This is a genomic window from Dyella humicola (assembly GCF_026283945.1).
In the GTDB taxonomy this organism is placed as follows: domain Bacteria; phylum Pseudomonadota; class Gammaproteobacteria; order Xanthomonadales; family Rhodanobacteraceae; genus Dyella; species Dyella humicola.
In genome coordinates this window covers 69,444-81,319 of record NZ_JAPDPC010000001.1, presented here as the reverse complement: position 1 = coordinate 81,319, position 11,876 = coordinate 69,444, and the positions used below count along the sequence as shown (strand labels likewise).

The following is an 11,876-nucleotide window of genomic DNA, read 5'->3' as shown; positions in this document are numbered from 1 at the left end:
GGAAGCGGGGCTTTTTTGTTGAGTACGAACGGGCGCGGAAGCGAAGGGAATGGATGACCAGCCCTTCGGTTGTTGTCCGGTTGGCCAGAACAGATCACCCCTGATCGAAGAAGAACTGCTCGTGCACGATCTTCTCGTCCTTGACGTGATACACGCAGACCTCGCTCATGCTGACGCGGCCGTATTCCTTCATGGTGGCGTCCAGGGTCATGACGATGCTGAACCAGTTGCCGGCCACCAGGGGATCGCTCACCTCGACGCCGTGCATCTCCGTCACGGCCTCCTGGAACCGTTTCCCTTTCTGCAGGATCGCGTGCAGGCCCTTGACGTTGCCCAGCGGGCCTTGCGCCGACGCCTCGGGCTCGATGCTCACCGCATCCTTCGCGTAAAGCTCGTGCTGCGCTTCTTCGAAACGGCCATGACGACAGAGTGCGATCAGCCGTTTGGCAACGGTTTCAGTGCTCATGCGTACGTCTCCGGACGGGGGAGCGCAGAGCGTAGCGCCGGCTTGTTCAGCCCCATGTGAAGGTGCGGCAGCCACCGGCCGCCGCACCTCCGAGACGTCAATGCTTGCTGACGTTGTCAGTTTCATCGATGAAGCGGGCCACATTGTCATGCAGCTGCTTCAGCGAATCCTCGTGCGCGTAGACCATGTGGCCGGACGGATACCAGGCGTACGAGATGTTCTTCTGCAGGTTGGCAGGGATCGGCATGTGGTGCATTTCGTAGTCGGCCGCGAAATAAGGCGTGGCCAGGTCGTAGTAACCGCCGTTCAAGGACACGCGCAGGTTCGGGTTGGTCTTCATCGCGGTGGCCAGGTCGGGCATCACATTGGTCGACTGCTGCAGCGATTCGGAGCTGCCCGGCGCCTTGTGCGCGAACTCCCAGTGATCGATATCCGCGAACAAGCGGTAGGTCTGGCCGTCACCGAACTTCAGCTGGCGACGCACATAGTCGTTGAACGCGGCCACGTAAGCCGAGCTGATCGCCGAGGACTGCGGGTCGTACTCGGACGACTTGCTCAGCGGATCGAGCGAAGGACCGGAGAAACGGGTATCGAGGCGGCCGGTGGTGACATCGCCATCACCCTGCAGCTCGTGCTCGAACATGCCGCCGTCGACGCGAAGGTTGGCCTTCAGCAGATAGGCCACCGGCAGGCCGGTGTACTGGTGGAGCTTCTCCGCCACCGCCTGCTTGCGCGCGCTGTCCAGGCGCGTGCCGGCCATCAGCGCCGAGGCGTAGTCGGTCAACGCGTACTGCTCCACCTCGTGCAGGAAGGGCTCAAGCGCCGCCGGTTGCTGCGGGAGCTTGTGGTGGTAGTACGCGGTGGCGGCATACGTCGGCAGACCCACGACATAGGGCAGGTCCACGCCCGGGTTATTGGCAGCGCCGTCGATGTCGGTGTCGAAGCTGAGGATCTGCGACAGCAGCACCACGCCGTTGAGATCGACGCTGTGCTCGTTTTCCAGGATGTTGGCGACCACCGCCGAACGCGTGGTGCCATAGCTCTCACCGAACAGGTACTTGGGCGAGTTCCAGCGGTTGTACTTGGACAGGAACTGGGTGATGAACTGCGCAAAGGCGTGACCATCGCCGTCGACGCCGTAAACCTGCTTGCGGCGCTCCTTCATCAACTCCTCGCGCTTGCCCTTGTCCGCCTCGTCGGCAATCAGGCGGCTGAAACCCGCGCCCGGCGCGTCGATGAAGACCAGATCGGAAGCGTCGAGCAGGCTGTAGTCGTTATTGACCAGGCCATACGGCGCGGCCGGCGTGTGCGCGTCGTCGCTGGTCACCACGCGCTTGGGACCGAACGCACCCATGTGCAGCCACACGGTGGCCGAACCCGGACCGCCGTTGTAGATGAAGGTGATCGGGCGCTTGCCCGGCTCGGCGCCTTTCTTGAAGTACGCGGTATAGAACATGCTGACCTGCGCCTCGCCCTCCTTGTCGCCATTGCCGTGCAGCACCAGGGTGCCGGCCACGGCCTTGTAGTCGATATTCTTGCCCTCGACCTTCACCGAACCGGACGTTTCCGAGGCCTGCGGCTTGAGTAGCGCGGCGTCGGGCTTGTCCTCGGGCTTCTTGTCATTGTCATTCTTGTCGGCAGCGTAGACGCCCGAGCTGAGCATCAGCGCGGCGAGGGCGGCGGCGAGGGAGAGCTTGCGCATGTGTGAAACCCCTGGGAGGCGCGAGGCGCGCGAAAGCAGCCAGCTTAGGCACTGCGCTGGCCAACTTTCATACCCCAGAAGTCACTCTCTGGAACCCGGGTCGGTCCCGGGCACGCCGAATGCGCTCTCAGGTCCGGGTGATCAAGCCAATGGCCAGCAGGGCCAGCAGCAGCCCGAGTAGGTTCACCCGGCTCAGGCGCTCCCGGAACGCGAGCAGGCCCACCAGCGCGCCCAGCGCGACGACGCCGAGGTTCATGCTGGCAAAGACCAAGGCCGGATGGTCGGGCAAGGCCTGATGGCCACGCACGTAGAACACGATGTTGCCGAAGTTGGCCAGGCCAAGCATCAGCCCGGCGATCGCATCGCGCAACGTAAAGCGAACCCGGTCGTACCACCGGCGCCACAGCTGGAGACCGAATGCGACCACCAGGGCCAGCGCGAACATCGCCTGCAGCGATGCGGCGAATGGCGTGCCGGCCTTGGCGACCAGCTTGAACAGAATGTCGATGACGCCGAAGCCCGCAAATACCACCAGCGGCCACAGCCAGCCCGAGCTCTCGCGGTCACCGCGCTCCGCACGCCACACCATGCAGGCCAGCGCCAGCAGGCCAAGCGCCACCCCCGCCCCCTTGGAGATGCTCAGCGTTTCGCCAAAGAGCAGGAACGCCGCCAGCAGCGAGATCATCAAGGACAGCCGTTGCGCGGCGTCCGTGCGCACAATGCCCGCGCTACTCACAGAGGCCGCCAGGGCCAGGAAGATCAAGGGCAACAACAGGCCCAGACCCACGAAGCCCAACCATGGCGCCTGCGGGCTACGTAGCACGTCCAGCGAAGGATGGAATACGGCGGCGGTCAGCGCGCTGGTCGCCACGTAGTTCCACGCGACGGCCTGCCCGATATCGATTTCCAGGCGACGCGCCAGCTTCAGCAGCACCGACACCAGCACGCTGCAGATGACGCTCAGTAGCACGTAGATCATGGATACCCTTGGGAGAGAGAGAAGTCCAAACCATCGGGCATCATGGGTGAGCCATGCGCTCGCGGTAAGGCCCGGGACTCACGCTCCTGAGTTGTGGAGCTAACCGGTGCCATCATGGCGTCATCGTCATCGGGTGAAACCTCATGCTGGAACTGCGTCCCACCTGCGAGCGGTGCAACAAAGCGCTGCCACCTGCGTCGACTGAAGCCATGATCTGCTCGTTCGAATGCACGTTCTGTCAGGGCTGCGTCGAGCTGCTGCACAACGTTTGCCCCAACTGCGGCGGCGGCTTCACCGCGCGGCCGATCCGGCCAGAGCAGGACTGGAAGAACGGCAACACGCTGGCCAGGTATCCCGCGACCGGCAAGGTCACCTATAAGCCGGTTGACCTTGCCGAACATGCCGCCCTGGTGATGCGGCTGGAAAAGCTGCCGCCCGAACGCCGCTGACGATTACGCGCCGCGCAGCGCCGCGGCTTCGCGCGCAAGCAGCTCGATGCCGGCCCAGTCGCCACTGTCCAGCTTGTCCGCCGGCGTCAGCCACGAACCGCCGACGCACAGCACGTTTGGCAGCGCGAGGAAGTCCGGGGCGTTGGCCAGGCTGATCCCGCCGGTCGGGCAGAAACGGATCTGCGGCAGCGGGCTGGCCCAGGCACCCAACAGCTTGTAACCACCGGCCGGCACGGCCGGGAAGAACTTCAGATGGTGGTAGCCGCGCTCCAGCAAGGTCATCGCCTCGCCCGCCGTGGCCACGCCCGGCAACAACGGCAGCTCGCAGTCGTCGGCCGCGTCGAGCAGGCCCGGCGACACGCCCGGCGACACCGCGAAACGGGCGCCCGCCTTGTGCGCCGCGCGCAGGTCCTTTGCGCTCAACACCGTGCCGACGCCGACGACGGCGCCTTCCACTTCTTCGGCGATGGCACGGATGGCATCCAGCGCGGCCGGCGTGCGCAGCGTCACTTCGATGGCGGGAACGCCACCGGCTACCAGCGCACGCGCCATCGGCACGGCCGCGCGGGCGTCATGGATGATGACCACCGGTACCACCGGCGCCAGGCGCAGGGTGGCTTCGATCTGCTTTTGCTTTTGTTCGATGCTCATGGCGTTCCGTGATGTCGAAAAGGGTCAGTTATTGGGCCCGGCGTTACAGCACGCCGGCGCCGAGGTCAGCCGTGCTTGCGGCCTGGCGGAAGATGCCGAACAGCTCGCGCCCCATGCCGAATTCGTGGGCCGACAGATCGGCCGTCGCCGGCACGCGCGAAGCGAACTCGGTCGCTTCCACCAGCACGTCCAGGCGCCCATGTACCGCGTCGAGGCGAACGATGTCACCGTCGCGAATGCGCGCAATCGCTCCATCCGCCTTAGCTTCCGGCGTCACGTGGATGGCCGCCGGCACGCGGCCGGACGCACCCGACATGCGGCCATCGGTGAGCAAGGCGATGCGATGCCCGCGGTCCTGCAGCACGGCGAGGGTTGGGGTCAGCTTGTGCAGTTCCGGCATGCCATTGGCCTGTGGCCCCTGGAAGCGCACCACGGCAACGAAATCACGATTCAGTTCGCCACGCTCGAACGCCTTGCGCACGTCGTCCTGGTCGTGGAACACGATGGCGGGTGCCTCGATCACCAGGCGATCGTCGGGCACCGACGACACCTTGATCACCGCGCGCCCCAGGTTGCCGCTCAACATGCGCAGGCCGCCATCGGCGCGGAACGGTTCGCCGACACCGCGCAATACACCGCGATTGCCGCTTTCCTTGGAGACCGGCTTCCACGCCAGCTTGCCTTCGGCGTCCAGCTGCGGCACCTGCGTATAGCCGTCCAAACCGGTACCGAACACCGTACGCGCGTCCCCATGTAGCAGGCCCTGGCTCAACAGCTGGTCGATCAGGAAGCCCATGCCACCGGCTTCGTGGAACTGGTTCACATCGGCGTAGCCGTTCGGGTAGACGCGCGCCAGCAGCGGAATCACCGACGACAAGGCGTCGAAGTCGTCCCAGCGCAGTTCAACGCCGGCGGCGCGCGCGATCGCCACCAGATGCAGAAGGTGGTTGGTGGAGCCGCCCGTCGCGTGAAGGCCGATGACGCCGTTGATGATGGCGCGCTCGTCGATGATGTGACCCAAGGGCAGATGAGCGGAACCTGGCTCGCTGAGCTCGGCCACACGGAGCACGGCCTCACGCGTCAGCGCGTCACGCAGCGGCGTGTCCGGCGCCACAAAGCTGGCGCCTGGCAGGTGCAGGCCCATGATCTCCATCAGCATCTGGTTGGAGTTGGCCGTACCGTAGAACGTACAGGTGCCGGCCGCGTGATAAGCGGCGGCTTCCGCTTCGAGCAATTCCGCGCGCGTCGCCTTGCCTTCGGCATAGGCCTGGCGCACCTTGGATTTCTCTTCATTGCTGATGCCGCTGGGCATCGGGCCGCTAGGAATGAACACGCCCGGCAGATGGCCGAAGCTCAGCGCACCGATCAGCAGGCCGGGCACGATCTTGTCGCAGATGCCGAGGTAAAGCGCGGCATCGAACATGTCGTGCGACAGCGATACGGCGGTCGCCATGGCAATCAGGTCGCGCGAAAACAGCGACAACTCCATGCCGGCGCGTCCCTGCGTCACGCCATCGCACATTGCAGGCACACCGCCCGCCATCTGTGCGGTGATGCCGGCCTCGCGCGCAATCTGGCGAATCAGCTCCGGGTAGCGCTCGTACGGCTGGTGCGCCGACAACATGTCGTTGTAGGCATTGATGATGGCGAGATTGGGGGTGTGGCCTTCGCGCAGTCGTGCCTTGTCCGAGCCTTCGCAGGCGGCGAAGCCATGCGCGAGATTGCCACAGGAAAGTCGTTCGCGATGGGTACCGGAAGCTTGTACCGCATCGATGCGACGCAGGTAAGCCGCACGCGAATCGCGGCTGCGCTCGCGCAGACGCTCGGTGACTTCGGCAACCACGGGGTGAAGCACGTTCATGATCAAACTCCGGATAAGTCATGGCGCGCGACGAGGCGCGCCATGTACTGAAGGGTTCCGCGGAAGCCTCAGGGGCACCAATAGACGGTAACGGGCACGCGCTTCTGGGTCAGCACGGCGCGCACCGGATAATTCGCGGCCTCGCCCACGCCCTGACTGGCATCGGCCAGCAGCTGGCGCTTGGCCTCGCCCTCGATGTGCAGACAAAGTGCACGTGTGTCGAGCAGGGCGGACAGCGTGAAGGTAATGCGCGGCTCACCGGCGCCAGCCGCACGCATGGGCAGCACATGCACAGGATTGTTCGGATCCAGTGCTTCGGGAAGACGGTCGCCGCCGGGAAAGAACGAGGCGGTATGCCCATCGTTGCCCATGCCGAGCACAACCGCATCGAACGGCAGCGCCAGCGACGCCATCCGCGCACGCACCGTGGCAAGCCCGGCTTCCGGCGTCGGCGCATCGGTATAGAGGGGAACGAACTGCGCCGCAGACGCCTCATGCTGCAGCAGTGTCGCCTTCAGCATGCCCGCGTTGGAGCGTTCGTTACTCTCCGGAACCCAGCGCTCGTCGACCAGGGTGACCTGGACCTTCGACCAGTCCAGCGTCTCGCGAGAAAGGCGCTCAAACAAATGACGCGGTGTGCTGCCGCCGGAAACGGCGAGCAGGGCTCTACCGCGCTCAGCGATGCCTTCGCGCAGACGCTCGGCGAGGTTGGTGGCCAGCGCGACGGCCAGGGCCTGGCTGTCGGTGAAGCTATGTGTGGTTAGGTTCGACATGGGAGGCAGGGCGCAGGCAGGGCGGGGCTTCGCGGTGAATTCACGCAGGCTCCGCGGTACAAGGATGGCGGGAAGTCTAGGCAGGCCGCCGCGACGCTCGGGTGAATCACCCTTGCGTCACGGCGGCTAGTATCGGTGAGCGGTTTACTCACTTTCCTCGTTCCAGGTGCGGCCATCGCGCTCGATCAGTGCCACGGCAGCGCTGGGACCCCAGGTGCCCGAGGTATACGGACGCGGCGTCTCGCCGCTGTCCGCCCACGCTGCGAGAATGGGATCGGCCCACTGCCAGGCCGCTTCCACTTCGTCGCGACGCATGAACAAGGTGGGGTTGCCGCGCACCACATCGAGCAACAGGCGCTCGTACGCATCGGGCTGCTGCACGCCGAACGCTTCGGCAAAACTCATGTCCAGCGGCACGTGACGCAGGCGCAGGCCACCCGGACCCGGATGCTTGATGGTGAGCCACAGCTTGATGTCTTCGTCTGGCTGCAGGCGCAGTACCAGGCGATTCTGCGCGAGCACGCCAGCCGCCGGATCGAAGATGGAATGCGGCACCGCCTTGAACACCACCGCGATTTCCGACACGCGCTCGGGCAGACGCTTGCCCGTGCGCAGGTAGAACGGCACGCCGGCCCAGCGCCAGTTGGCGATTTCGGCCTTCAACGCCACGAACGTCTCGGTGTTGGATTTGCCACTGGCGAGTTCGTCGAGGTAACCCGGTACGCTCTGGCCTTCCGCGGCACCGGCGCGGTATTGGCCGCGCACGGTGAGTTGGGCGGCATTGCTCTCATCGATCGGCTTGAGCGAACGCAGCACCTTGAGCTTTTCGTCGCGCACCGCATCCGGTTGCAGCGACGAGGGCGGCTCCATCGCCACCATGCACAGCAACTGCAGGATATGGTTCTGCACCATGTCGCGCAGGGCACCGGCGCGGTCGTAATACGCACTGCGCTGGCCGACCCCCAGCGTTTCGGCCACGGTGATCTGCACGTGGTCAATGTGCTCGGCATTCCACAGCGGCTCGAACAGCGCATTGCCGAAACGCAACGCGAGCAGGTTCTGCACCGTTTCCTTGCCGAGGTAGTGGTCGATGCGAAAGGTTTGCGTTTCGTCGAAGACGTGGCCGACGGCGTCGTTGATCTGGTTGGCGCTGGCCAGGTCGCGGCCGATCGGCTTTTCCAGCACTACGCGGGCGCGGCCCTTGTTCAGCCCATAGGAGCCGAGGCGGTTGCAGATATCGACGAACAATTCCGGCGAGGTGGAGAGATAGAACACGCGGATGTGTTCGGGCTGCTCGCCGATCAACGCCGCGAACGCATCCCAGCCTTCGTCCTTGCGCGCATCCAGCGAGCGATAGCCCACCTGGCCCAGGAAGGCCTCGATCTTGGCTGCGTCGCCACCGTTTTCCTGCAGCGCCTTGCGCAGCGAGGCACGGTAGCCATCGTCGTCCAGGCCTTCGCGGGCGATGCCGACGATGCGGCTGGAGGTGGGGATCTGGCCATCGACGAAACGGTGGTACAGGGCGGGCAGCAGCTTGCGTACGGCGAGGTCGCCGGTTCCGCCAAAAATCACCAGGTCGAACGGCTCGACCGGCAGGGGAGAAGCAGTCACTTCAGTCACCTCAAAGGCGATGCGGGGAGCGGGCACAGGGCGCTGGCGCCCGTGCGGTGCCCCGGGATCGTACCAGTGACATACCAGGCAACACCAGTTCTCCGTGATACCGCGTGAACCCGCCTGGCACAACGGTTCTCATCGGAAATTGGTAACCTCGGAAAGTCCCGCCAAATCACCCGATTGCCATACTGGTATGGTCATTGGTATCGTTCCGGCATGGAAACCGCCCTCGTCAACGAATACCGCCGCCTGAGCCGAGACCCGGCCACCAGCCAACCGCTCGCCTACCTGCGCCTGCGCCGGGCCATCCGCAACGTGGTGGAACACCGCGATATCGAGCCGGGCCAGGCCCTGCCCAGCGAACGCGACCTGTCGCGCTTGCTGGAGCTCTCCCGCGTGACGATCCGCAAGGCCATCGCCGGCCTGGTCGAAGAGGGTCTGCTGAACCAACGCCACGGCGCCGGCACCTTCGTGGCCGAACGCATCATCAAGCCGATGTCGCGCCTCACCAGTTTTACCGAAGACTTGCGCGCACGCGGTCTCAATCCGCGTTCGGAGTTCTTCGAACGGGGCGTGGGCGAGGTGACGCCGGAAGAATCCATGGCACTGAACCTGTCGCCCGGCGTGCTGGTCGCCCGCCTGCATCGCGTGCGCTATGCCAAGGACGAACCGCTGGCGATCGAACGCAGCGTGGTGCCCGCCAGCATCCTGCCCGACCCGATGGTCGTTCACGACTCGCTCTATCAGGTGCTGGAAACGCTGGGTTGCCGCCCACGTCGCGCCTTGCAGCGACTGCGGGCCGTCTCGCTCGGCGCCCAGCAAGCCCGTCTGCTGCACGTGCCGGTGGGCAGTGCCGGCCTCAATATCGAGCGCCGCAGCTTTCTCGATGATGGCCGCGTGGTGGAGTTCACCACCTCGTGGTATCGCGGCGATATCTACGACTTCGTGGCCGAGCTGCAAACCGACTAAGCCGCGGCTTGGTTGCTGCTGGCGAGGGATAACCTTAAAATTCCGTTCGTTCGGGTGTCCTGCGGCGTAACTCCACAGGATGAAACGGGAAGCCGGTGCATGCTGCCAACGCAGCCATTCCGGCGCTGCCCCCGCAACGGTAAGCGAGTGATTCGAACCTGATGGCGACATGCCACTGTGCCTCGGCACGGGAAGGCGCCCGACGGTGCATGCACGCGATGCATGCCACTCGCAAGCCCGGAGACCGGCCCGACACGTAACGGATGGCTCGCGGTGGGCGAGGCCGGACGTCGTGTCATGGCGCATCTCGCCTGTCCGCCGTTCTGCTCCCCCAAGTGGCCGTCCGACCTCTGGAAGTCAGGTGTCGCGCGCGGGTGCGCGGCCACAAGGAACACCATGAAGAAGACTCTGCTGGCAGCTGCGCTGCTGTCGTGCACGATGGCCGCCCAGGCCGCTGATACAAACTCGCCGCCATCGCTGTCCACCGTGATCGTCACGGCCACGCGCACGTCGATCACCACCGACGAGGCGCTGTCCTCGGTCACCGTCATCACCCGCGCGGATATCGAACGGCTGCAGCCGGCGTCGGTACACGACTTGCTGGTGGGCTTGCCCGGCATGACCTTCACCCAGACCGGTGGCCTGGGTCAGCAGAGTTCGCTGTTCCTGCGTGGCAGCAATTCCACCCATGTGCTGGTGCTGATCGATGGCGTGCGCATCGGCGCGGTGGGTGCAGGCTTGCCGGCATTCGAGCAGATTCCGGTCGACCAGATCGAGCGCATCGAGATCGTGCGCGGTCCGCGTTCGAGCCTATACGGCGCCGATGCGATCGGCGGCGTGATCCAGATCTTCACCCGACATGGGCAGCAGGACGGCAAGCTCACGCCGTCACTCAGCGTGTCGGCCGGCAGCCACAGCTACACGGACGGCCACGCCGGCCTGTCGGGTGGTGACTCGCACGCCTGGTTCAACGTAGGCCTGGGCGGTCAATACACCAGCGGCATCCCCGCCTGCCGCGCCGGCGCCGCCGAGGCTGGCGCCGGTTGCTTCGTCGACCAGCCGGGCGACGATGCCTTCCGCAACTGGAACGGCATGGCCAACGGCGGTTATCGCTGGGACAACGGCACCGAACTGTCGGCAACGTGGCTGCGCAGCAAGAGTTTTGTCGAATACGCCGGCAGCCCCTTCAGCGGCAACCAGGCGGTCAACCAGCAGATCGTGTCCGGCGCGCGCCTGAGCTTCACCCCGCTCGACGCCTGGAAGGTGACGCTCAATGCCGGCCAGAGCAGGGACGATTCGTCGACGTACTTCCAGGGCGTCTACAACGACATCTTCGCGGGCACGCAGACGTATTACCCGCGCACGCCGAGCGGTTATGCCGACTCGCGCCGCAACCAGGCCTCGTGGCAGAACGACATCACCCTGGACACCAACCAGCTGCTGACGGCTGGCGTCGACTATCAGCAGGAATACATCAACAGCGACACCGGTTACCTCAACAGCCGGCGCGAGGACACCGGCGTCTATGCGCAGTACATGGGCACTTTCGGTCGCAACGAAGTACAGGCATCGGCGCGCCACGATCACAACGATCAGTTCGGCAATCACAACACCGGTGCGCTGGCGTGGGGCTACAGCTTCGATCATGACCTGCGCCTGTCGGCCAGCTACGGCACCGCCTTCCACGCGCCGACCTTCAACGACATCTACTACCCCTACGGCCTGGGCAATCCCAACCTGAAGCCGGAAAAGTCGCGCTCGGGCGAACTGGGCCTGAGCCAGAAGCAGGAGGCGTGGAACTGGGCGGTGAACGTCTACCAGACCAAGATCGACGATCTGATCGCACTGGATAGCAACTTCGTGCCGCAGAACATCAGCCAGGCGCGCATCCGCGGCGTCGAAGGCCAGTTAGGCGCGAACCTCGACGGTTGGCAGGTGCAGAGCTACCTCACCCTGCAGCAGCCCAAGAGCACGGCGAGCTCGTATGACGGCAACCTGTTGCCGCGTCGTCCGGAGCAGACGGCGCGCGTCGATGTGGATCGCCGCTTCGATGCGTTCGGCATTGGCGCCACCTTCTTTGCCTCGGGCAAGGCTTATGACGACCTGGCCAACCAGCATCGCCTCGGCGGTTACAGCACCACGGACCTGCGCGCGAGCTATGCCTTCCTGCCCAACTGGCGCATCGAGGCCAAGTTGGCCAACGTGTTCGATCGCAACTACGAGACGGTCTACTACTTCAACCAGCCTGGCCGCACCTGGTTCCTGACGCTGCGCTATAACCCGTCGACGCGTTGATCTGCTCTGCCGGCACCTCACGGGGTGTCGGCAATTAGCACGATCGTCATCCCGGCGTAGGTCGGGATGACGACGCCCGATTAATCCATCCCTTACGGCACATTCGCCGTCACCCGA

Annotated in this window: 10 protein-coding genes and 1 riboswitch; of the genes, 3 read left to right on the top strand and 7 right to left on the bottom strand. The window is 65.0% G+C overall.

What is annotated here, in order from left to right:
• Positions 1 to 94 precede the first annotated feature (94 nt).
• The 3 genes from OUZ30_RS00345 to OUZ30_RS00335 all read right to left on the bottom strand — a co-directional run bounded on the left by OUZ30_RS00345 (position 95) and on the right by OUZ30_RS00335 (position 3,147).
• Positions 95 to 466, bottom strand: coding sequence for a nuclear transport factor 2 family protein (locus OUZ30_RS00345; protein ID WP_266180165.1), 372 nt, complete (start codon positions 464 to 466; stop codon positions 95 to 97).
• A 97-nt stretch (positions 467 to 563) separates the two neighbouring features.
• A complete protein-coding gene (locus OUZ30_RS00340; protein WP_266180164.1) occupies positions 564 to 2,168 on the bottom strand; it encodes a S10 family peptidase in 1,605 nt (534 codons plus the stop codon).
• Between the two features lie 127 nt (positions 2,169 to 2,295).
• A complete protein-coding gene (locus OUZ30_RS00335) occupies positions 2,296 to 3,147 on the bottom strand; it encodes an EamA family transporter (RefSeq protein ID WP_266180163.1) in 852 nt (283 codons plus the stop codon).
• A 143-nt stretch (positions 3,148 to 3,290) separates the two neighbouring features.
• Between OUZ30_RS00335 and OUZ30_RS00330 the strand changes: the two genes are divergently transcribed.
• The gene (locus tag OUZ30_RS00330; protein WP_266180162.1) at positions 3,291 to 3,596 is read left to right on the top strand and encodes a DUF1272 domain-containing protein; all 306 of its coding nucleotides are present in this window, start codon (positions 3,291 to 3,293) and stop codon (positions 3,594 to 3,596) included.
• A gap of 3 nt (positions 3,597 to 3,599) precedes the next feature.
• On the opposite strand, the gene OUZ30_RS00325 is transcribed toward OUZ30_RS00330, so the two are convergent.
• The 4 genes from OUZ30_RS00325 to zwf all read right to left on the bottom strand — a co-directional run bounded on the left by OUZ30_RS00325 (position 3,600) and on the right by zwf (position 8,492).
• Complete coding sequence (locus OUZ30_RS00325) at positions 3,600 to 4,247, bottom strand: bifunctional 4-hydroxy-2-oxoglutarate aldolase/2-dehydro-3-deoxy-phosphogluconate aldolase (protein WP_266180161.1); 648 nt, start codon at positions 4,245 to 4,247, stop codon at positions 3,600 to 3,602.
• A gap of 43 nt (positions 4,248 to 4,290) precedes the next feature.
• Entirely contained in the window at positions 4,291 to 6,108 is a 1,818-nt protein-coding gene (gene edd / locus OUZ30_RS00320; protein WP_266180160.1) for a phosphogluconate dehydratase, read from the bottom strand.
• Positions 6,109 to 6,176: 68 nt separating this feature from the next.
• Positions 6,177 to 6,881 (bottom strand): 6-phosphogluconolactonase, encoded by a 705-nt coding sequence (gene pgl, locus OUZ30_RS00315; protein WP_266180159.1) that lies wholly within the window; start codon positions 6,879 to 6,881, stop codon positions 6,177 to 6,179.
• 144 nt (positions 6,882 to 7,025) lie between these two features.
• Positions 7,026 to 8,492, bottom strand: a complete 1,467-nt coding sequence (zwf, locus tag OUZ30_RS00310) for a glucose-6-phosphate dehydrogenase (RefSeq protein WP_266180158.1) — start codon at positions 8,490 to 8,492, stop codon at positions 7,026 to 7,028.
• A 219-nt stretch (positions 8,493 to 8,711) separates the two neighbouring features.
• Here zwf and OUZ30_RS00305 point away from each other — a divergent pair, with 219 nt between their 5' ends.
• Both OUZ30_RS00305 and btuB read left to right on the top strand, forming a co-directional pair.
• Complete coding sequence (locus OUZ30_RS00305) at positions 8,712 to 9,464, top strand: GntR family transcriptional regulator (RefSeq protein ID WP_266180157.1); 753 nt, start codon at positions 8,712 to 8,714, stop codon at positions 9,462 to 9,464.
• 35 nt (positions 9,465 to 9,499) lie between these two features.
• Positions 9,500 to 9,731, top strand: a riboswitch (cobalamin riboswitch).
• Positions 9,732 to 9,860: 129 nt separating this feature from the next.
• Entirely contained in the window at positions 9,861 to 11,759 is a 1,899-nt protein-coding gene (btuB, locus tag OUZ30_RS00300; protein ID WP_266180156.1) for a TonB-dependent vitamin B12 receptor, read from the top strand.
• The last annotated feature ends 117 nt before the right edge of the window (positions 11,760 to 11,876 follow it).